This window comes from Streptomyces sp. C10-9-1, assembly GCF_024497955.1.
GTDB classification, from domain to species: Bacteria; Actinomycetota; Actinomycetes; order Streptomycetales; family Streptomycetaceae; genus Streptomyces; species Streptomyces sanyensis.
The window spans coordinates 90,942-111,490 of record NZ_JANHKP010000006.1 but is presented as its reverse complement, the minus strand read 5'-3'; the positions used below and the strand labels follow the sequence as shown (position 1 = coordinate 111,490).

The window sequence follows — 20,549 nt, the reverse complement described above, 5'->3', positions numbered from 1 at the left end:
CCGCACGGCGAAGGGGCGGGAGGCGCAGTGCCTCCCGCCCCTTCCGCCCGGGTCGTTCACGCCGCCGACGGCCTCCGGTGGCGGCCGTGCGCCGGAGCACCGGCCGCCCCCTCCTCCGCCGCGGCCCCGCCCCGGTGCCTGCCGGCCCCGGAGGCTGCGGCCTCCGGTCCGGTCGCCGCCTCGGCCGCGCCGCCGACCGCGTCCGCCGCCTGCTGCTCGGGCGAAAGGTCGGTTCGGGTCTCGGACATGGTGGAACTCACCCCGTTGTGTTCGCTGACGGCCTGTCACGGGCTCCCGGCCGCACACGGCGGCGCGCCGTCACCGTCGGTGCACGGACGGTGCGGATGAGCAGCCCGGCGGCAAAGTCTAACCGTGCATCACCCGCCCCGTGAGCGGTGCCTGCTGGAGCGGGACCGGCCTGCGCGCCCCCGCGGCGCCCGCCTCCGTGCGGCTCGGTCCGCCTGCCCCGTCCCCGCTGGAGGCCCCCGGGGAAACCCCCGGGGCGCACTCCGCCGGGGCCGTTCCGGCGGGAGTGCCGCAGGCCGCTCCGGCCGGTACGCCGGGCCCCGCCGTGGACGCCGCCGCCGGGGCCCCGCCCCGGCCCCCGCCGAGCCCGAAGCTTTCTTCCCGGCTCGCACGCGCCACCCCGCACGGCACCTGGCCGGTGGTGTAGGGGAGGTGCAGGCACCCGTCCCGTCCCCAGGCACCCGTCCCCGCCAACCAGCCTTCCGGCGGGGCGAGTTGGTGCAGGCGCCGGGCCGCCGGGCTCCAGGCGCCCACCCAGCTCCCGGCCGCGCCGTCGATCCGCACGGCCACAGCGCAGTCCTCCGGGGCCAGTGCCTGGCCGGGCTGGAGGGCGAACGGGGTCACCACCGCGTCCGGCAGTCGCAGGCTCTCGGGGAAGCGGACGGGCTCCAGGCTCCCCAGCACGCCCCAGCCGAGGCGGTCCCGCCCCGGCGCGGGGGCGTCGGACCGGACCACGATCAGTCCGCTGTCCGGGTCCGCCAGCAGCAGCCGGTCGTCGCTCGACTCCGTGATCTGCAGGAGCGGCGCCACCTCCCCGCCGCGCGCCAGGTCCACGGAGACCGCCTTGACCGGGCCGCCCTCCGGGAGCCGGCGGTCCAGGGCCAGCATCCTGCCCGCCCGGTCGAGCCAGGCGCCCCCCGAGCAGCGCCCCGGCACCACGGCGACCCGCTGCGGGCCGGGGGCTCCGCCCGCGACCAGCCACACGCCCGTCGCGTGCGCGCCCGGTGTCAGCACGTAGGCGCGCACGCCGTCCGGGCAGGGCGGCAGCAGCACGACCGGACCCGCCACCGCGCCCAGGTGCACCTGGCCGGTCGCCGGTCCGGTCGGGTAGAGCAGGGAGAACAGGGAGCGTTCCGCCGCGCGCCGGACGACGAGCACCCTGCCGTCGGCGAGCGGCTGGACCGCCGTGTGCGCCTCCTCCGGCTGGTCGAGCGGCAGGGGGACCGCGTACGGCTCCGGCCCCCCGAGCGTCCAGCGCTCGACGTAGTGCGCCTCGCCGGTCCCGGCGAGGCGGGCGGCGTACGAGCCGTCCGCGGTCAGGGTGAGCGCGCCGGGGGCCGCGCCGTCCGGTCCCGCTGCCGCGGGGCCCCTCGTCGGTTCCTCCGCCGCTTCGCCTTCCGCGGCGGCCTCGGTGGCACAGGCAGTCATCGAAACGTCACCTCCGGCCATCGAAGCTAGGTAGCGCGCTTCCTGCCGGACAACGGGAGACCCGTCACTTCACACATAAGGGTGGCCGTGAATCGATTCGCCTGAGCGGGAGGAGAGGCGTGTGCTGCCGGAACCGCCCGGCGCGCGGGGCCGCGGCCCGGTCCGGCCGGCCCGCTTCCGGGCGCGGTCCCGGCGCGGCCGACCGGGCAGGTAGCCTGTGCTGCGTGCCCCGTCTGTCAGAAGTCATCACCGCCCTCGACGCCCTCTGGCCCCCCGAGCGGGCCGAGCAGTGGGACGCGGTCGGCACGGTCTGCGGTGACCCGGAGGCGCCGGTCTCGCGCGTCCTGTTCGCGGTCGACCCCGTGCAGGAGGTGGCCGAGGAGGCCGTCCGGCTGGGCGCCGACCTGCTGGTCACCCATCACCCCCTCTATCTGAGGGGGACGACCACGGTCGCCGCGGGCCACTTCAAGGGCCGCGTGGTGCACACCCTCATCAAGAACGACATCGGCCTGCACGTCGCGCACACCAACGCCGACACCGCCGACCCCGGTGTGTCCGACGCCCTCGCGGGGGCCCTGGGCCTGCGGGTCCTCGGCCCCCTGGTGCCGGACCCGGGCGACCCCGCCGGGCGGCGGGGGCTCGGCCGCGTCTGCGAGCTCGACCGCCCCGAGACGCTCGCCGCCTTCGCCGCGCGCGCCGCGCAGCGGCTGCCCGCCACCGCGCAGGGCGTCCGCGTCGCGGGCGACCCGGACGCGCAGGTGCGCACCGTCGCGGTCAGCGGCGGCTCCGGCGACAGCCTGTTCGACCGGGTGCGCGCCGCGGGCGTGGACGCCTTCCTCACGGCCGACCTGCGCCACCACCCGGCCTCCGAGGCCGTCCAGCAGTCCCCGCTGGGCCTGGTCGACGCCGCCCACTGGGCCACCGAGCGGCCCTGGTGCGAGCTGGCCGCCGCCCAGCTCGACGAGATCTCCGACCGGCACGGCTGGGACCTGCGGGTCCATGTCTCGAACACGGTCACCGACCCCTGGTCCTCCCACCACGATTCCTCTGGAGCCCCCAACTGAACGCCGCGCCCGCCGACCAGATCCGACTCCTCGACGTACAGGCCCTGGACGTACGGCTCGCCCAGCTCGCCCACAAGCGGGCCTCCCTGCCCGAGCACGCCGAGCTGGAGTCGCTGAACAAGGACCTCGCGCAGCTGCGCGACCTGCTCGTCGCCGCGCAGACCGAGGAGAGCGACACCGCCCGCGAGCAGACCAAGGCCGAGCAGGACGTCGACCAGGTCCGCCAGCGCGCCGCGCGCGACCAGCAGCGCCTGGACTCCGGCGCGGTCAGCTCGCCGAAGGACCTGGAGAACCTCCAGCGCGAGATCGTCTCCCTCGCCAGGCGCCAGGGCGACCTGGAGGACATCGTCCTGGAGGTCATGGAGCGCCGTGAGGCCGCGCAGGAGCGCGCCGGCGAGCTCACCGACCGGGTCGGCTCCGTCCAGGCGAAGGTCGACGACGCGACCGCGCGCCGCGACGCCGCGCAGCGCGAGCTGGACGACCAGGCCGCCTCCGCCACCAAGGAGCGCGAGGTCGTCGCGGCCTCCGTGCCCGCCGACCTGATGAAGCTCTACGAGAAGCTGCGCGTCCAGCAGGGCGGGGTCGGCGCCGCCCGGCTGTTCCAGCGGCGCTGCGAGGGCTGCCGCCTGGAGCTGAACATCACCGAGCTCAACGAGGTCCGCGCCGCCGCCCCGGACGCGGTGCTGCGCTGCGAGAACTGCCGGCGCATCCTGGTGCGCACCTCCGAGTCGGGCCTGTAGTGCGCGAGTTCGTCGTCGAGGCCGACGGCGGGTCGCGGGGCAACCCGGGGCCCGCCGGCTACGGTGCGGTCGTCCTCGACCCGGCCACCGGCGAAACCCTGGCCGAGACGGCCGAGTTCATCGGCGTGGCGACCAACAACGTCGCCGAGTACAAGGGTCTGATCGCCGGGCTGCGGGCCGCGCGGGAGCTGGACCCCGACGCCGCCGTGCGGGTGCGCATGGACTCCAAGCTCGTCGTCGAGCAGATGTCCGGCCGCTGGAAGATCAAGCACCCGGGGATGAGGCCGCTGGCGGCCGAGGCGGCCTCCGTCCTCCCGGCCTCCCGGGTCACCTACGAGTGGATCCCCCGCGAGCGCAACAAGCACGCCGACCGGCTCGCCAACGAGGCGATGGACGCCGGGCGCAGGGGCGGCCAGTGGGAGCCGTCCCGCTCCACGGCCGACCTCGCCGGGGACACCCGCGCCGCCCGGGTGGTGGGCGACGCGGCCGCCGGAGCGGCCAGGGCCCGTGCGGCGCTGGCCTCCGCCGCAGCGGCCTCCTCCGACACCTCGGCCGCGGCCCCCGCATCCGCCTCCTCCCCGGCCTCCGCCGCCCCCGCGTCCGGCACGGGCTGGAGCGCCTCCGCCGACCTCGGCACGCCCACGACCTTCGTGCTGCTGCGCCACGGCGAGACGGCGCTCACCCCTCAGAAGCGCTTCTCGGGCAGCGGCGGCGGCGACCCCGAGCTGTCCGAGGCGGGCCGCCGCCAGGCCGAGGCGGCCGCCGCCGCGCTGGCCGCCCGCGGCACCGTCCAGGCCGTCGTCAGCTCGCCGCTGCGGCGGTGCCGCGAGACGGCCGGGACCGTCGCCGCGCGTCTGGGACTGCGCGTCGAGGTGGACGAGGGCCTGCGCGAGACGGACTTCGGCGCCTGGGAGGGGCTCACCTTCGCCGAGGTGCGCGAACGCCACCCGCAGGACCTCGACGCCTGGCTGGCCTCCGCCAGGGCCGCGCCGACCGGCGGCGGCGAGTCGTTCGCCGCGGTCGCCCGCAGGGTCTCCGCGGCCCGCGACCGGCTGCTCGCCGCCCACCAGGGGCGCACCGTGCTGCTGGTCACCCATGTCACGCCGATCAAGACCCTGGCCCGGCTGGCGCTCGGCGCCCCGCCCGAGTCCCTGTTCCGCATGGAGCTGTCGGCGGCCTCGCTGTCCGCGCTCGCCTACTACGCGGACGGCAACGCCTCGCTGAGGCTGCTGAACGACACCTCGCACCTGCGCTGACCCGCCGTCGGCCCCGGCCCTGCCGGGCTCCCGGGGAACGCCCGCGCGCGCCGACGGCACCCCCCCGGAAGCCCGGCCGCACCCGGTCACGGGCGCTCCGGCCCGCCCAGGGCCGCCGCCCGGCGGGCCAGCGCCTCCACCCGGGCCCAGTCCCCGGCGGCGACCGCGTCCGGGGGCAGCAGCCAGGAGCCCCCCACGCAGGGGACGTTGGGCAGGGCCAGGTAGCGGGGGGCGGAGGCGGCGGTGACGCCTCCCGTCGGGCAGAAGCGCACCCCGGGCAGCGGCCCGGCGAGGGACGCCAGATAGGGCGCGCCTCCCGCCGCCTCCGCGGGGAAGAACTTCACCTCCCGCACGCCCTGTTCGAGCAGGGCCAGGACCTCCGAGGCCGTCGACGCCCCCGGCAGGAACGGCAGCCCCGAGGCGCGCATGGCCCCCAGCAGTCCCGGTGTGGAGCCGGGACTCACCAGGAACGACGCACCCGCGTCGCCTGCCGCGGCCACGGCCTCCGCGGAGACCACCGTCCCCGCGCCCACCACGGCCTCGGGCACCTCCGCGGCGATGGCGCGGATGGCATCCGGCGCGGCCGGGGTGCGCAGGGTCACCTCCACCGCGCGCAGCCCGCCGGCGACCAGCGCCCGGGCCGCGGGCACCGCGTCGGCCGCGTCACGGAGAACGACGACCGGCAGCACCGGCGCGAGGTCCAGCACGGATGCCGGCAGCGAGCGGCTCATGGGCGTCATCCTGCCCTCGTCGTGCGGTGGGTGCAACGAGGGTTGCGCAGTGCGCAACGGACGGTTCCCGTCAGTGGATCTCGGTCACCACCACGTCCAGTGCCCACGCCCGGCCCGCCCGGGGTGCCTGGGCCTCGACCACGTACCCCAGCCCGCGCAGGGCCTCGACCAGTTCCCCGGGCGAACGCGGCGCCGCGCCCGAGGACAGCAGGCCGCGCACGATCCTGCCCTTCGTCGCCTTGTTGAAGTGGCTGACCACCGCACGCTTCTCCACCCCGTCCACGAGGCGGGAGTGCAGCACCCGCACCGTCGCCGTGCGCCCGGCCACCTCCCCCTTCGGCCGCCAGGCCGACGCGTAGGCGGCGGAGCGCAGGTCCAGCACGAGACCGTCGCCCGCCGCCTCGGGGAGCACCTCGGCCATCGGGCCCCGCCAGAAGGCCCCCAGCCCGCCCAGACCCGGCAGCTTCACGCCCATCGAACAGCGGTACGGCGGAATCCGGTCGCCGATCCGCACGGCTCCCCACAGCCCGGAGAACACCAGCAGCGCCCGGTGCGCCCGGCGCCGCGCCTCCGCGTCCAGCGAGGCCAGGTCCAGCGCGTCGTACAGCACCCCGGTGTACAGCTCGCCCGCCGGGCGGGTGCCCGCGGTCCGCAGGGCGGCGTTCTTCGCGACCTCGCCCCGCAGCCCGTCACTCAGGCCGAGCACCTCCTGCGCCTTCGCCTCGTCCCCGGCGCACAGGGCGACCAGTTCCTCCAGCACGGTGGCCCGGGCGTCCCCGAGGCCGGGCAGCGACAGCGACTCCGGCTTCAGCGGGGCGCCCCGTCCCGCAGGGGCCTTGCCCTCCGACGGCGGCAGCAGCACGAGCACGGTGGTTCTCCTTCACGGCTTGCGAGCAGGGGGTGCGGCCCCCGCGCCAGCCTACAAAGAGCCCCGGGCCGCCGAGGTGCCGCGGCTCCCGGCCCGCCCTACGCTCGGTGCATGCCCCGCCGCCCCCTGCACCTGACCGGCGCGGCCGAGGCCGCGCTCAGGACCGCGCTGCGCGAGGTGCGCGCCGCTCTCGACGTCCCCGGCGACTTCCCCCGGGAAGCGCTCGCCGAGGCGGAGCAGGCGGCCCGCACCCCGCGACCGCCCGGCCACGACGCCACCGACATCCCCTTCTGGACCGTCGACCCGCCCGGTTCCGCCGACCTCGACCAGGCCGTCCACCTGGCCCGACGCCCCGGGGGCGGCTTCCGCGTGCACTACGCCGTCGCCGACGTCGCCGCCTTCGTCGCACCCGGCGGCCGCCTGGACGCCGAGGCGCACCGGCGCGTCCAGACCCTCTACCTCCCCGACGGCACGGTCCCCCTGCACCCCCGGGTGCTCTCCGAGGGCGCCGCCAGCCTGCTGCCCGGGCGCCCCGCGCCCGCCCTGCTGTGGCGGATCGACCTGGACGCCGACGGCCGGGCCGTCACCACCGACGTGCGCCGCGCCCTCGTCCGCAGCCGGGACCGGCTGGACTACGCCGGCGTGCAGCGCCTCCTCGACGGGGGCACCGCCGAGGAGCCCGTGGCGCTGCTGGCGGAGATCGGCCGCCTGCGCCAGGACCTGGAGGCGGAGCGCGGCGGCATCTCGCTGGACGTCCCGGAGCAGGAGGTCCACGAGCACGACGGCGCCTTCCTGCTCTCCTACCGCTCCCCGCTGCCCGTGGAGCGCTGGAACGCCCAGCTCTCCCTGCTGACCGGGATGGCGGCCGCCGACCTGATGACGGCCTCGGGCACCGGCATCCTGCGCACCCTGCCCACCGCCCCCGACGGCGCGGTCACCCGCCTGCGCCGCACCGCGGGGGCCCTCGGCGTCGACTGGCCCCACCATCTCTCCTACGCGGCGCTGGTGCGCTCCCTCGACCCGGGGGAGCCCCGCCACGCGGCCTTCCTCCAGGAGTGCACCGGACTGCTGCGGGGAGCCGGGTACAGCGCCTTCACCGGCGGCCGCCTGCCCTCGCCCTCCGTCCACGCCGCCGTCGCCGCCGCGTACACCCACTGCACGGCCCCGCTGCGCCGCCTCGTCGACCGCTACGCGGGGGAGCTGTGCCTCGCCGCCGCCGCCGGACGGGAGCCCCCGGACTGGGCGAGTGCCGCACTGGCCGGGCTGCCGGCGGAGATGGCCCGCGGCGCGCGGCGCGCCGCCGCCGTCGAGCGGGCCTGCGTCGACCTGGTGGAGGCGGCGGCCCTGCGCGGCCGGGTGGGCGAACTCTTCGACGGCGTGGTGGTCGACGTCCGCGAGGGCGAGCCGGACGTCGGCACCGTCCAGCTGGAGCGCCCGGCGGTGGTCGCCCGGATCGAGGGCGACGGCGCCCTGCCGCTGGGGGAGCGCCTGCGGGTGCGGCTCACCCGCGCCGACCCGGCGGAGCCGGCCGTGGTGTTCGCCCCGGCGGGGCGCTAGGGGCAGGGGGCGCGGGGCCGCGACCGGGGCATCCCGGCCCCGGGGCCGGGATGCCGCGACCGGTGCTCCCCGGCCGCTCGCGCTCCGTGCCCCGTCTACCCGGCGGCTCGGGCTCCCGTCCCGGCGCCGCGTCCCGCCGCGGAGCGCGGCCCGGTCGGGGCCGCCGCACCGGCACCGGGCCCGGCTGCCGGTTCCGCCGGGCGGCGGAGCGCGGCCACCACGGCCGCGGGGTCGTCCGCGTGGAACCGCACCGCACCCACCGCCTCCGCGCGGCCGCCCAGCGGCCGCAGGTACGGGACCGGCCGGGACAGCTCCACCGCGACGGTGGTCTGCCCGCCGACGATCAGCTCCAGGCCGCCGTCCTCGCGCGCGTGCACCAGCCGCCCGTCCGGGAAGCGCCGCTCGATCCGCGCTCCGGCGATCGCCTCCGCCGGTATCCGCAGGTCGAACAGGGCGCCGTAGCGCAGCCGCAGCGAGCGGTCGGCGCCCACCACATGGGGCCTGGTCACACAGGAGGCGTGCAGGGCCACCAGGAACAGCACACCGTAGAGGTCGAGCACCAGGGCCACCGCGTGCACCAGCGGCCACGGGATGAGCACCGCCAGCGCGACCGTCTCCACCACCGAGACGAAGACCATGCCCCACAGCAGGGCGGTCTGCGGACCCGTGTACCCGGCGGCCGCCAGCGCGCCGCCCCGGACCCCGTGCCTACGGCGCAGCACCCACAGCACCAGGCTGTGCAGCGCGCGCAGCTCGTGGGCGGCGAGCCGCGCCGCCGCCGGCGGCAGCAGCCCGCGCAGCGCCCGGGCCGAGGCCGCCCCCGGGGGCAGCCCGTCCCGGCGGGCCTCCCGGTACAGCCCGAACCACACGGCCGCCTCCAGCACCAGCACGGCGAGCACCAGCAGCTCCGCCGCGGCCACCACGGCGAACGGCACCTCCGCCCCGCCCACCAGGAGCACCAGCACGGCCAGCTCGCCGGGCAGCAGCATCCACAGCGCGATCCGTGCGGCCCGCCTCACGACCGGCCCTCCCCGCCCCCGTGCCGCCCGGCCGCCCGGGCCCGGTCCGCCAGCAGCTCCGTCATCCGCCGCACCACGGCCGCCTGCGCGGGGGCGAAGTCGTCGAGGAACGCCTGCCCGAAGGCGCCGCCCGCGAGCGATCCGCCGTCCCCCGCCAGCGCCAGCAGCCCGTCCGGCACACTCCCGGCCAGCTCCCGCGCCAGCGGCTCCACCCGCGGGTCGTCCGGGTCGGCGTCCGCGAGGGCGTCCAGCCGCTCGTACAGGCCCTGCACCCGCCCGGCGAAGGCCGGGTCCCCGGCGAAGGGGCGCAGGCCCTCGAAGAGCGCGGTGCGCTGCTCGGGCGGCACCAGCGAGTCCAGCAGCACCAGGTGCTCGCGGTCCTTCGCCGCCATGGGCGAGTCGCTCGGCGCGATGCTCCCGAGCAGCGCCGCCAGCTCGTCGGAGACCGGCCCCTCGGCGGGCAGCCGCCCGAGCCGCGCCTGCTCCCGCAGCCCGGCGAGGCGGGCCCGGCGCTCCCCGAGCTCCGCCAGCTGGCGCGCGAGGTCCGCGTCCAGCTCCTCCAGCACCTCGGCCAGCTCCCGCCCGGCGTCGTCCGCGAGGACGTCCCGCACCTCGGCCAGCCCGAGGCCCAGCTCGGTCAGCCGCCGGATCCGGGCCAGCGCCACCGCGTGCCGCAGCCCGTAGTCCCGGTACCCGTTGGCGCGCCGCACCGGCTCGGGCAGCAGGCCCAGATGGTGGTAGTGCCGCACGGTGCGCGGGGTCACCCCGGCCAGCGCGGCGAGTTCTCCGATCCTCATGCGGCCAGTAGAAACCGTGACGCTGCGGCAGGGTCAAGCACCCGCCGGGGACGCACGGGGGAGGGAGGGCCCGCCGCCTGCGGGTAGCATGGTCGCCACGGCAGACGAGCCGGGCGGGCGGCCGCGTGGGGGTCCTTCGGACCTTCCCGAGGAACGTCCGGGCTCCACAGGGCAGGGTGGTGGCTAACGGCCACCCGGGGTGACCCGCGGGACAGTGCCACAGAAAGCAGACCGCCGGGGGCCTCGGCCCTCGGTAAGGGTGAAACGGTGGTGTAAGAGACCACCAGTGCCCAGGGTGACCTGGGCAGCTAGGTAAACCCCACCCGGAGCAAGGTCAAGAGGGAGCGCCCCGGTGCTCCTGCGCGGACGTTCGAGGGCTGCCCGCCCGAGTCCGCGGGTAGACCGCACGAGGCCGGCGGCAACGCCGGTCCTAGATGGATGGCCGTCGCCCCGACGACCGCGAGGTCCCGGGGTACAGAACCCGGCGTACAGCCCGACTCGTCTGCCCCTCAGGCTTCTGACCTGCGATACCGCAGGTCAGAAGCCTTTTTCGTGGAATCGCGGGCGTCGGCTCACTCCCTTTCGTACCGCTTCGCACCGACCCTCGCCGCTGGGAAGGCGGCCACACCGGGGTGGGCGGAAGTGATCAGGGTGCCGCCGTCGGCCGGGCTCGCAGCGGTGCTGCAGACGTGCACGGGCGTGCGGGTGTGGTGACGGGCGGGCGCGTGCCCGTCCAGGCTCGGGGTGAATGTTTCCTTCCGGGTGCCGCCGGTATGCGGGGCGGGGCGATGGGCTGCCGGGGCCAGGTGAGTTCGCTCCCGGCCGCGCCGGCGGTGCCGTGGGTGCCTGTGCCCGTTCCTCTCGCGGCCGGGGTCGTTGTCGGGAATCCGGTACGTCGTGCTCTTCGCCGACGGGCAGTGCCGAGCAAGGTCCCCGTCGATCCACCGGCCCGGGCGAGGCGGGGCGTTGTGGTGCACCACGGGGCTGACGGTCAGGTGGTACGGAGGGCGGCGGTTGGGCTCTGCGGGTCACGATCGTCCGCCCCGAGTGCGAAGACCCTGTCGCACCGCTCGCGAACGGAGGCGCTGTGGGTGGCTATGACGACAGCGCATCCGGCCTCGCTCATCGCGCGCAGAACGTCGACGACCATGCTCGTGTTGGCGTCGTCGAGGGCACCGGTCGGCTCGTCCGCGAGAACCAGAGCAGGCCGCTTGACCATGAGCCGAGCCAGGGCCACACGCTGCTGTTCCCCGCCGCTGAGATGATGGATTGTCCCGTTCCCCCTGCCGCCCAGGCCCACGCGGTCCAGCGCCTCGGCCATGGTCGTGCCCGTCTGGTCCCGCGGGGACCGGCGCGGGCGCACGGCCACCTTGAGGTTCTCGGAAACGGTCGCGTTCTCGATCAGTGCGTAGTTCTGGAACACTCTTGATGCGAACAAGACAAGAGTCTGGTCACGCGAAATGATCTCTGACAATCGCAGATCATGTGGCCCGGGCCACAAAGATGATCTTCAGCCAAAATGAGGATGGGTCTTCGCGGTGACCTTGCCCGTTCGTCCGCCGGGAGGGCGTGGGCGCGCTTCGGTACGCCCCAAGTGCACTGTTCGGAAGTTGCCTTGATCTTCCGGGTCGAGGTTGTCGGCCCCTTCGTGGCGCGCCCAGACTGGCCGGGTCGTCCCGTCAGTGTGATTGTTCGTCAACTCCGCCCTGCCCCCGCGATCGCGGGCCGACGAAACTCCCGCTGACGCCCATCCCTCGCTGACCGCGGTCCGCGCTTCTCACGTCGGGTCCTGTAGATCTCCATGAATCCCCCTATAGCCGCTCCTCGGTGCCGCCTGGCCGTCTGGCTGATACCCGTTCTGTGGACGCTCGTCCTCGGTTTGTGGGGTCTGTCCCGCCAGCACAGCGTCTGGCGGGACGAAGCGGCGACCTGGCAGGTGGCCCAGCGATCAACTGCCCAGATCTGGAACCTGTTCGGGCAGGTCGACGCCGTTCACGGGCTCTACTACCTGCTCATGCACGGCCTCTTCACATGCTTCGGCCCCAGCACGACGACGCTGAGGCTGCCGTCCGTCCTCGCCACGGCGGTAGCCGCGGGGTGCGTGGCCGCCATCGGCCGCCGGCTGGCTGGTGGCTGGGCCGGTCTGGGGGGCGGCCTTGCGCTCGGTCTCCTGCCCGCCGTGCAGTTCCAGTTGCAGGAAGGCCGCCCGTACGCACTCGTTGCGGCAGGGGCGGGGATCTCGACACTCCTGCTGGTGACCGCGCTCACCGGTCGCCGTCACCGGCCGGTGCTCTGGGTGGCATACGGGGGCACCGTGCTGGTCTGCGGACTGCTGAACTGGTTGTCGCTGTTGCTCCTGCCCGCTCACCTGGTGACCCTGGTGTGGAGCCGGTCCGGGCGCGGTCTGTGGAAACAGTGGGCGACGGCCTCCGTGGCCGGCACGGCGTGTGTACTGCCGCTGGTCCTGTTCACCCGCAACCAGTCGCAACAGGTGTCCTGGATACCGCCGCTGTCGTGGCACATGATGATCGGCCCGGCGGTTCTGCTGGCGATCGGCGGTCTCGGGGCACTGACGGGCCGGCGGCGGGAGGACGGACCGTCCGTCGCGTCCGTCGGGTTCCCGCTTCTGGCGGTGCCGCAGATCGCCCTGATCGGCATCTCGCTGATCCGGCCGATGTTTCTGGAGCGCTACGTCCTCTTCAGCTTCCTGGGCCTGGCCCTGCTGATCGGCACCGCTCTGGGCGCCGCGGTGCGAGCGGCAGCGCCGAGGCTTCCCAGGGCCCACGTGTGTGTGCTCCCCGCGGTGCTGACCGTGGCGACGGTGGCGCTGCTACCGGAGTCGCTGGAGAAGAGGTCCCCGGCGAGCCGGGTGGACGATGTCCTGGCGATCGCGTCCGACGTGCGGCGGCTCAAGCGGCCCGGCGACGGGGTGCTCTTCGTGCCGGCCGCGCGGCGCGACACCAAGGCGGTCTCCCCCGACGCCTTCGCCGGCCTCAGGGACCTCGCGCTGACGGAGGGGCCGGAGGCGTCCGGGACACTCAAGGGTGTGGAGGCCAACCCGGCACGCATCCGCGCCGCGATGCTCGCGCAGACGGAGATACTGCTGGTCACGGATGCCCCGGACGTCGCGACGCCGGTGAGGTCCGCCCGGGACAAGGCGAAGCTCGCGGTGCTGGACGACCACTTCACGGCGGTGGCGGACGAGCAGGTCCGCGGCCGACGGGTGACGGTGTACCGGAAGCTCGGACATGACGGGGCCTGAGCCGCCACCGGTGCCGGTGACACATGCGCTCCAGGCGAGCGTCGAGGCCGCCCACGGAGGCGTCGGGACGCCACGTTGCCGAGGGCCGAGGCGACGGTCGGGCACGGTGGGGCCGGTGCCGGCCGTGCACGGACCGGGGACCGCCAGGTCCCCCACGACACGGGACGGCGACCGCTGTCCCCCGGGCACGGGCGGCAGGGGCAGAGCCGCCGTGCGCAGCAGGGTCCTGCCCTCGCGCTGGACGGACCGGCGGTGCTCGCAGGCCATGTCCGGATCCGCCGTGCACTCGGGGTTGCACGAGCCGGCCGCGTCCGGCGACGCACAGATCCCAGGCGTGGGCATCACCCTTCGCTCCGGGCGTGGTCACGGAGCCGACCCGGAGGACGGCCACGTCCGCGCGGATGCCCGCTCCTCGGTCCGTGCGGTGGGCCGAGAGCACCTACAGCGGCGGTGAGGGTCGGCGCATCGAGTGGCCCCGGCCGTGCCCGCGCCACGGAGGAGTCCGGTCGGTGACGGCAAGGACCCGAACGGCGCGCGCCCGGCGCCGCCCCGGGAGCGGTTCGCCGGTCATGCGGAGTTCGCCAGGCACCACCGCCGCCCCAGGGCCCGGAACGCTTCGGCAGCGCCGGTGCCTTGGGCGTCAGCCGCGGCCGATGTACGGCATGGCGGTGGCCATCACGGTGGCGAACTGCACGTTCGCCTCCAGTGGCAGCTCCGCCATGTGCCGCACGGTGCGGGCCACGTCGGCCGCGTCCATCACCGGCTCCGGCGCCAGCTCCCCGTTCGCCTGGCGCACCCCCGACTCCATGGCCCGCGTCATCTCGGTGGCCGCGTTGCCGATGTCGATCTGGCCGCAGGCGATCGCGTACGGACGCCCGTCGAGGGAGACCGACTTGGTCAGGCCCGTCAGCGCGTGCTTGGTCGCGGTGTACGGGGCGGAGTCCGGACGGGGGGTGTGGGCGGAGACGGACCCGTTGTTGATGATCCGGCCGCCCTGGGGGCGCTGGTCGCGCATCTGCCGGAAGGCCGCCTGCGCGCATAGGAAGGCGCCGGTGAGGTTGACGTCCACCACCTTCCGCCAGGCCTCGTACGGCAGGTCGGCGAAGCCCACGCCTCCCGGGCCGAAGGTGCCCGCGTTGTTGAACAGCAGGTCCACGCGGCCGTACCGCTCCCGGACCGCGTCGAACAGCGCGGCCACCGCCGCCGGGTCCGTCACGTCGGCCGGGACGCGGAGCGTCTCGGCGCCCGGCCCGGCGAGCGCGGCGGTCTCCTCCAGTGCGGCGGCCCGCCGCCCGGCGAGGACCACCGCCCACCCGGGGCGGCCCCCCACCTCCCGGGCCAGCTCCAGGGCGACGCTCCGGCCGATGCCCGAGCCGGCTCCGGTGACCACCGCGATCCGGCGTCCAGGGTGTTCAGCGCTCATGGCGCGCAGGGTACGCGGGGGTGCCGGGGCGGGGCGGCGGCGACCGGCATGCGGATACCCGGGCGCCGCCGGGCGTTCGGCTGCCGCGCGTACGGTGCCCGGGTGGTGGCGGCCCCGCCGCACGGCGGGGGAGGGCGCCGGGACTGCCCGGCCGCCCCGTGCACGGGGCGGCGGGACTCCGCCCCGGGGTGGATTCGGTCAGGCGATCGGGCTGAGAGCATGGGGCGTCGGCCAGGTCGCGTCGACACGGGAACAGGAGGAGTCGATGCCGGAACGCGGTCGAGCCGGACAGGCGAACACCGGGCCCGCCCCCGAGGGGCAGGGCCCGGTAGCGGGCCCACCCCCCGCACCGGGGACCGGGCCGGGTGGTTCCGTCCCCGCGGCACGGCGTGCGGGGCTGCTGCTGGTCCTCGTCCTCGGCGGGATGACCGCGATGCCGCCGCTGTCCATGGACATGTACCTGCCCGCGCTGCCCGCGGTCACGGACGCCCTCGGCACCTCCGCCGCGACCGTCCAGCTGACACTCACCGCCTGCCTGGCCGGCATGGCGCTCGGGCAGCTCGTCGTGGGGCCCATGAGCGACCGGTGGGGCCGCCGCCGTCCCCTGCTCGCGGGGATGGTCGTCTACGTGCTGGCCACCCTGGTCTGCGCGCTCGCCCCGACCATCGAGTTCCTGATCGCCTTCCGCCTGGTGCAGGGCCTCGCAGGCGCCGCCGGGATCGTCATCGCCCGGGCCATGGTCCGGGACCTCTACGACGGTGTGGAGATGGCCCGCTTCTTCTCCACGCTGATGCTGGTCTCCGGCGCGGCCCCCGTCATCGCCCCGCTGATAGGCGGCCAGGTGCTGCGGGTGACCGACTGGCGCGGGATCTTCGTCGTGCTCGCGGGCGTCGGGCTGCTGCTGACCCTGGTGGCCGCCCGCTGGCTCGCCGAGACCCTGCCGCCCGAGCGCCGCCACTCCGGTGGCGTCGGGCAGGCGCTGCGGACCATGCGGGCGCTGCTGGCCGACCGGGTGTTCGCCGGCTACATGCTGGCGGGCGGCCTCGCCTTCGCGGTGCTCTTCGCCTACATCGCGGCCTCGCCCTTCGTGGTGCAGGAGATCTACGGGGCGTCCCCGCAGACCTTCAGCCTGCTCTTCGGCCTGAACGCGGTCGGCCTGATCGCCGTCGGCCAGATCAACGGCAAGGTGCTGGTGGGGCGGGTGGCGCTGGTCAAGGTGCTGGCCTTCGGCCTGACCCTGATCGCGCTCGCCGCGGCCGCCCTGCTGCTGATGACCGCCGGAGTGTTCGGCCGGGTGGGCCTGTTCCCCGTGGCCGCGGGGCTGTTCGTGCTGATGTCGGCGATGGGCCTCGCCCTGCCGAACACCAACGCCCTGGCCCTCACCCGCACCCCGCACGCCGCGGGCTCGGCCTCGGCCCTGCTCGGCACGGCGTCGTTCCTCGTCGGCGCGGTGGCCTCCCCGCTGGTCGGTGTGGCGGGCGAGCACACGGCGGTGCCGATGGCCGTGGTCCAGCTGTGCTGCGCCCTGGCGGCCGGGGCCTGCTTCCTGCTCCTGTGCCGCCCGTGGCGGGGGGACTCCGAGCTCTGAGCACGCGGTCGCAGGGGGCGGGACCGGGCGGCCGGCCGTCCTGAGGGACCGGGCGGCCGGGTCCCGCGGGGACGCCCTGCGGGGTGCCCGCCCTGTCCGGCGGAGTGCACCCCGCCGTCTGCGGCGGGACGCACTCCGGCTGCCCGCAGGGCGCGGGCCGGGCGGCCCGGCGGACCCGTGCCCGTCCCCTCCGGGACCCGGCGGAGGACGGCCCCGGGCGTGCCCCCGCGCGACGTAGACTCACCCGGTGAACGCCACAGCCCCCACCGCCGAGACCCTGCGCACCGCCCTCGCGGGGCTGCTGGACGGGCTGCCGCCGACGCGTGCCGCGCAGGCCGTCGAGCGGCTGATCGCCAGCTACCGGGGTACCACCCCGACCGACGCCCCCGTGCTGCGCGACCGCTCCGACGTGGCCGCCTACGCCGCGTACCGCATGCCCGCCACCTTCGAGGCCGTGCGCGGCGCGCTGGAGGGGCTGCGTGCGGCGGTCCCCGGCTGGGCGCCCGCCACGCACACCGACATCGGCGGCGGCACCGGCGCGGCGACCTGGGCCGTCGCCGAGGCCTTCGCCTCCGCCCCGCCCGCGGCCACGGTGCTGGACTGGGCGCGGCCCGCGCTCGACCTGGGGCGCGAACTGGCCCTCGCCTCCGGGGCGCCGGCGCTGCGCGAGGTCGAGTGGCAGTGCTCTCGGATCGGTTCGGCGCTCAGGATCGAGAGCACTGATCTCGTGACGGTGTCCTACGTCCTCAAGGAACTCACCGAGGCGGACCGCGCCGCCGTGGTCGCCGAGGCGGCCCGCGCGGCGCGCGCGGTCCTCGTGGTGGAGCCCGGCACCCCCGACGGCTACGAGCGGATCCTGCGGGCCCGCGAGGCCCTCGTCGCCGCGGGCCTGACGGTCGCGGCGCCCTGCCCGCACAGCTCCGCCTGCCCGATCGAGCCGGGCGCGGACTGGTGCCACTTCTCGGCCCGTGTCTCGCGCTCCTCCCTCCACCGCCGGGTCAAGGGCGGCTCGCTCGCCTACGAGGACGAGAAGTTCAGCTACGTGGCCGCGGTGCGCTTCCCCGTGGAGCCCGCGCCCGCGCGGGTCACCCGCAGGCCCCAGATCCGCAAGGGCATGGTCCTGCTCGACCTGTGCACCGCGGCGGAGGGCCTGCGCCGCGAGACCGTCACCAAGCGCCACGGGCCGCTCTACCGCGCCGCCCGGGACGCCGACTGGGGCGACGTCTGGCCGCCGCCCGCACCGGAGCCGCCGCCCGCACCGGAGGAGGGCGGCGCCGGGGAGGGTGCCGGGAGCGCCCGGGGCCGCGACGCGACGGGCTGAGCGCGGCGGCCGGAGGCCCCGTCACGGCGCCCCGTCACGGTGAGGGCCTCGCGCCGCGTGGTGTCCGCGCGCCGGGGGCGGCCGCGCGGGCCGGGTCCGGCCCGGTGGGGCCCGCCGCAGGGGTGCGCGCCCCGCGGCGGGAACGCTCGGCAGGCGAGACGCCCCGTCTCACCGCTGCTAGGTTGACCCCATGACCGAGCCGAAGGCCCCCGACCCCTCGCGCCGCAGCGAACGCTCCCGCCGCGCGATCTACGACGCCGCGCTCGGGCTCGTCGGCGAGGTGGGCTACGGCCGGACGACCGTCGAGGCCATCGCCGCCCGCGCCGGGGTCGGCAAGCAGACCATCTACCGCTGGTGGCCGTCGAAGGCCGCGGTGCTGATGGACGCCTTCCTCGACCTGGCCGCCCGCGCGGCCGAGGAGGCCGGACCGGATGCTCCCGCCGTCCCCGACACCGGTGACCTCCGGGCCGACCTGCGGCTGGTGCTGCGGGCCACGGTCGACCAGATGAACGACCCCGTCTACGACGCCCCGGCGCGGGCGCTCACGGCGGAGGGTGTGATCGACGCCGAGACCGGTGCCCGGTTCGTGGAGAGGCTGCTCGTCCCGCAGCTCGCGCTCTACACCGACCGGCTGCGTGCCGCGCAGCGGGCGGGCGAGGCCCGGCCCTCGGTGGACCCGCGGATCGCCCTGGAGCTCCTCGTCGGCCCGCTCTTCCACCGCTGGCTGCTGCGCACCCTCCCGCTGACCCACGCCTACGCGGACGCCGTCGTCGACTACGCGCTCGACGGGCTGGCCCCCCGCCCCTGAGCCGCCCGCCGGCCCCCGCGGCCGGGCAGCCCGAACGCGTCGCCTCCCGGGCGCCGCCCCCTCGTCTGCGGCCCCCGCCCGGAGGCGCCCCCGCCGTCCGGCGCCGCCTCCGGGACCGCGGCGGCCCCCGGTCCGCGCCCGGCGCGGGAGGCGGCAGCCCGTCCGCCCCGTGCCTGCCGGCGCGCTCCCCGTGCGCTCCGGGCTGCCGCGGTGCGCCCCTGAGCGCCGGGAACAGAAGGGCCCCCCGCCCGGTTGAGGCCTGTGTCCACCCACCCCGCACGATGGTGGGACCATGGCAGTGACCGAAAGCAGTGACCGAGGGCAGTGACCGCGCGGACGCGTGCGGCCGACGCATGAGGTGTGAGGGGATAGATGGGCGACGGTATCGGCCGGATCCGCGGCACGGTGGGCGGCAGGCCCCGGGAGAGCAGGCTGGCGCAGTGGCTGCGCCGCCGGTCCTCGGCAGAGACCGGGTCCGAGGGCGCGCAGCGCGAGGAGCTGCTCGTCGCCGTCGCCGCCGCCGGGCTGCCCCTGGCGCCCGCCGCCCACCCCGTCGGCTTCCGCTGCTCCTGCGAGCGCATCGGCTGCCCCATCCCGGCCACCCATCCGATCTCCTTCGCCTGGCAGACGCAGTCCACCACCGACCGCGGCCAGGTCGAGCGCTGGGCCCGCAACCAGCCCGAGGCGAACTTCATCACCGCGACGGGCATGGTCCACGACGTCCTGGACGTCCCGCTCGACGCGGGCCGCGCCGCCCTCGCGCGCCTGCTGGGGCAGGGCGTCGAGGTCGGGCCCGTGGCCGTGTGGGACGGAGCGGGCGACGAGGGCCGCATGCTCTTCTTCACCGCGACGCGGGGCACGCCCGAGGACGAGGACGAGTGGTGGCCCTGCGAGCTGGACTGCCACCCCGAGACCATGGACGAGCACCCCGGGCTGCGCTGGCACTGCCGGGGCAGCTACGTCCTGGTGCCGCCGGCCCGGCTGCCGGGCGACGGTGACCGGGGGGTCTCCTGGGAGCGCGGTGTGGAGCATCCCCTGCCGGACCCGCTGACCCTGCTGGAGACGCTGACCGACGCCTGCGCCCGCCACGCGGACGAGCAGGAGCGGCGGCGCGCCGAGCAGTCCGAGGCGGCCTGGCCGCTGGGCCGCTGACGTAGGGGCCGCATCCGTGCGCCCCCTACGCGCTCCCCTCCGGGCCCGGGGCGCACTCGGCTCCCGGCCGGGAGTGCGCGGTTTCCGGAGCCCGCCGGGGGCGGGCCTCAGGAGCCCTTCGCCGCGGTCAGTCCGGTGAGGCGGCTCAGTATGTCCGGCTGACCGCCGCCCGAGCCGATGGGGATGCTCACCAGCTGGCCGGAGACCCGCTCCTTGGTGAGGGTCGACGTCACCTCGCCGGTGAGCAGCGCCTGCACGTCCGGGATGACCTTCAGCTCCACGCCCTTCGCCGCGGTCTGCCGCTCGAAGTTCCTCACCGAGAAGAAGACCAGTGCCCCGCCGTCCTGGGTCACCAGCCCGAGGGGGGCGTAGGCGCCCGAGTCGAGCGGCTGGTCCAGGTACTGGGTCGACATGCCGGGCAGGGAGGCGCTCCTGGCCCGCGTCTCGCGCCAGCCCGTGGTGTGCGGGCCCGCCTTGAACGCCTCCGGTTTCCCGTCCTGGAGGTAGGAGGCGTAGTCGCTGCTCAGATCGGCCGGTGCGACGGCGAGGGCCGCGTCGTCGGGGGCGACCGGCTCCGCGTAGCCGTCCGCGTCCCGCTTGAAGGCGGGGATGTCCTCGGGCGCGAGGATGGCGAGGTAGGCGGCCTTCCAGGTGTCGTCCACCCCGGCGCGGACGAAGGCCAGCAGCCAGCGGCTGTCGCGCTCGCCTCCGTCGTCGGTGTCCCGGTTGGAGTCGGTGTCGGCGAGGAACCAGCGCGGCCAGCCCGCCTTCCGGGGGATGACGAACCGCGCGTCCGCCAGCTCCAGCGGGACGTGCCGGGGGTTGCCGTCGGGGAAGTTGACCTGGCGGGCCTTCAACCCGGCCTGGTTGATGGCACCGAGGGCACCGGTGACGTGCGCGGCGTCGAGGGCCGGATCGTACGCCTTGTCCGCCTCGTTGTAGGCGGCGGTGAAACCGGCGAGCGCCGCCGCGGCCTCCTCCTCGGTCACCGAGGGGACGACCTCCCGCTCCCCGTGGACGGTGACGCACGCGCTCGCCGTCAGCGACACCACCACCGTCGCCGCGAGCCCCGCGGCCGCCCGGCCCAGCCTTCTCATGCGCTGCCTTCTGCTCCTCGCCCCGACCTGACCGTCCGAACCCTACCGGTGCCGCGGACGGTCCGGGCGCAGGGTGAGGCGGCCCGGGAGCGCCGCCTTCCGCTCCCCGCGCCGGTGCGCGGCCGAGAGGCGCAGGCCAGGCGCCGGGCGCGGCCAACCCGCCCGTGCGGCGGCCGTGTTCGGGCCCGTCCG

The 20,549-nt window shown here is 76.2% G+C and carries 18 protein-coding genes and 1 other RNA gene; 10 read left to right on the top strand and 9 right to left on the bottom strand.

From position 1 onward, the window contains the following. Window positions 1–56: 56 nt before the first annotated feature. Window positions 57–248 (bottom strand): hypothetical protein, encoded by a 192-nt coding sequence (locus NPS70_RS10285; RefSeq protein WP_256523821.1) that lies wholly within the window; start codon window positions 246–248, stop codon window positions 57–59. Window positions 249–366: 118 nt separating this feature from the next. Further along, window positions 367–1,674: a hypothetical protein gene (locus tag NPS70_RS10280; RefSeq protein WP_256523819.1), complete on the bottom strand. Its 1,308-nt coding sequence runs from the start codon at window positions 1,672–1,674 to the stop codon at window positions 367–369. Window positions 1,675–1,898: 224 nt separating this feature from the next. Between NPS70_RS10280 and NPS70_RS10275 the strand changes: the two genes are divergently transcribed. From NPS70_RS10275 to NPS70_RS10265, 3 genes are read left to right on the top strand one after another with little or no spacing between them, the layout of a single operon-like run. Beyond that, window positions 1,899–2,738 (top strand): Nif3-like dinuclear metal center hexameric protein, encoded by an 840-nt coding sequence (locus tag NPS70_RS10275; protein ID WP_256523818.1) that lies wholly within the window; start codon window positions 1,899–1,901, stop codon window positions 2,736–2,738. Next, a complete protein-coding gene (locus NPS70_RS10270) occupies window positions 2,735–3,478 on the top strand; it encodes a zinc ribbon domain-containing protein (RefSeq protein ID WP_256524016.1) in 744 nt (247 codons plus the stop codon). The genes NPS70_RS10275 and NPS70_RS10270 overlap by 4 nt, the downstream gene beginning before the upstream one ends. Continuing rightward, window positions 3,478–4,734, top strand: coding sequence for a bifunctional RNase H/acid phosphatase (locus NPS70_RS10265; protein WP_256523817.1), 1,257 nt, complete (start codon window positions 3,478–3,480; stop codon window positions 4,732–4,734). The genes NPS70_RS10270 and NPS70_RS10265 overlap by 1 nt, the downstream gene beginning before the upstream one ends. A gap of 86 nt (window positions 4,735–4,820) precedes the next feature. Here the strand turns inward: NPS70_RS10265 and eda are convergent, their stop codons facing one another. Next, window positions 4,821–5,465, bottom strand: a complete 645-nt coding sequence (gene eda / locus NPS70_RS10260) for a bifunctional 4-hydroxy-2-oxoglutarate aldolase/2-dehydro-3-deoxy-phosphogluconate aldolase (protein ID WP_256523816.1) — start codon at window positions 5,463–5,465, stop codon at window positions 4,821–4,823. Window positions 5,466–5,535: 70 nt separating this feature from the next. Beyond that, window positions 5,536–6,333 carry a peroxide stress protein YaaA gene (yaaA, locus tag NPS70_RS10255; protein WP_256523815.1) on the bottom strand — a complete coding sequence of 266 codons (798 nt, stop codon included), beginning with the start codon at window positions 6,331–6,333 and terminating at the stop codon, window positions 5,536–5,538. A 111-nt stretch (window positions 6,334–6,444) separates the two neighbouring features. Between yaaA and NPS70_RS10250 the strand changes: the two genes are divergently transcribed. Next, a complete protein-coding gene (locus NPS70_RS10250; protein WP_256523814.1) occupies window positions 6,445–7,890 on the top strand; it encodes an RNB domain-containing ribonuclease in 1,446 nt (481 codons plus the stop codon). A 95-nt stretch (window positions 7,891–7,985) separates the two neighbouring features. Here NPS70_RS10250 and NPS70_RS10245 read toward each other — a convergent pair whose 3' ends face one another. Both NPS70_RS10245 and NPS70_RS10240 read right to left on the bottom strand, forming a co-directional pair. Further along, on the bottom strand, window positions 7,986–8,909 hold the full coding sequence (locus NPS70_RS10245) for a hypothetical protein (protein WP_256523813.1): 924 nt from the start codon (window positions 8,907–8,909) through the stop codon (window positions 7,986–7,988). Continuing rightward, window positions 8,906–9,706: a MerR family transcriptional regulator gene (locus NPS70_RS10240; RefSeq protein ID WP_256523811.1), complete on the bottom strand. Its 801-nt coding sequence runs from the start codon at window positions 9,704–9,706 to the stop codon at window positions 8,906–8,908. Before NPS70_RS10240 ends, NPS70_RS10245 begins: the two co-directional genes overlap by 4 nt. Before the next feature lie 105 nt (window positions 9,707–9,811). Here NPS70_RS10240 and rnpB point away from each other — a divergent pair. Further along, window positions 9,812–10,211, top strand: an RNA gene (gene rnpB / locus NPS70_RS10235) — RNase P RNA component class A. Window positions 10,212–10,697: 486 nt separating this feature from the next. On the opposite strand, the gene NPS70_RS10230 is transcribed toward rnpB, so the two are convergent. After that, window positions 10,698–11,144, bottom strand: a complete 447-nt coding sequence (locus NPS70_RS10230) for an ATP-binding cassette domain-containing protein (RefSeq protein WP_256523809.1) — start codon at window positions 11,142–11,144, stop codon at window positions 10,698–10,700. A 363-nt stretch (window positions 11,145–11,507) separates the two neighbouring features. On the opposite strand from NPS70_RS10230, the gene NPS70_RS10225 reads away from it, so the two are divergent. Further along, window positions 11,508–12,968, top strand: a complete 1,461-nt coding sequence (locus NPS70_RS10225; protein WP_256523808.1) for a glycosyltransferase family 39 protein — start codon at window positions 11,508–11,510, stop codon at window positions 12,966–12,968. A gap of 640 nt (window positions 12,969–13,608) precedes the next feature. On the opposite strand, the gene NPS70_RS10220 is transcribed toward NPS70_RS10225, so the two are convergent. Beyond that, on the bottom strand, window positions 13,609–14,391 hold the full coding sequence (locus NPS70_RS10220; RefSeq protein ID WP_256523806.1) for an SDR family oxidoreductase: 783 nt from the start codon (window positions 14,389–14,391) through the stop codon (window positions 13,609–13,611). A 265-nt stretch (window positions 14,392–14,656) separates the two neighbouring features. Between NPS70_RS10220 and NPS70_RS10215 the strand changes: the two genes are divergently transcribed. The 4 genes from NPS70_RS10215 (at window position 14,657) to NPS70_RS10200 (ending at window position 19,260) form a co-directional block, all read left to right on the top strand. After that, complete coding sequence (locus NPS70_RS10215) at window positions 14,657–15,979, top strand: Bcr/CflA family multidrug efflux MFS transporter (protein WP_256523804.1); 1,323 nt, start codon at window positions 14,657–14,659, stop codon at window positions 15,977–15,979. Window positions 15,980–16,226: 247 nt separating this feature from the next. Beyond that, complete coding sequence (locus NPS70_RS10210; RefSeq protein ID WP_256523803.1) at window positions 16,227–17,300, top strand: small ribosomal subunit Rsm22 family protein; 1,074 nt, start codon at window positions 16,227–16,229, stop codon at window positions 17,298–17,300. Between the two features lie 190 nt (window positions 17,301–17,490). Further along, window positions 17,491–18,108, top strand: a complete 618-nt coding sequence (locus NPS70_RS10205) for a TetR/AcrR family transcriptional regulator (RefSeq protein WP_256523802.1) — start codon at window positions 17,491–17,493, stop codon at window positions 18,106–18,108. A gap of 372 nt (window positions 18,109–18,480) precedes the next feature. Continuing rightward, entirely contained in the window at window positions 18,481–19,260 is a 780-nt protein-coding gene (locus NPS70_RS10200) for a bifunctional DNA primase/polymerase (protein ID WP_256523801.1), read from the top strand. 107 nt (window positions 19,261–19,367) lie between these two features. On the opposite strand, the gene NPS70_RS10195 is transcribed toward NPS70_RS10200, so the two are convergent. Next, window positions 19,368–20,357, bottom strand: coding sequence for a hypothetical protein (locus NPS70_RS10195; RefSeq protein WP_256523800.1), 990 nt, complete (start codon window positions 20,355–20,357; stop codon window positions 19,368–19,370). Between the last annotated feature and the right edge of the window lie 192 nt (window positions 20,358–20,549).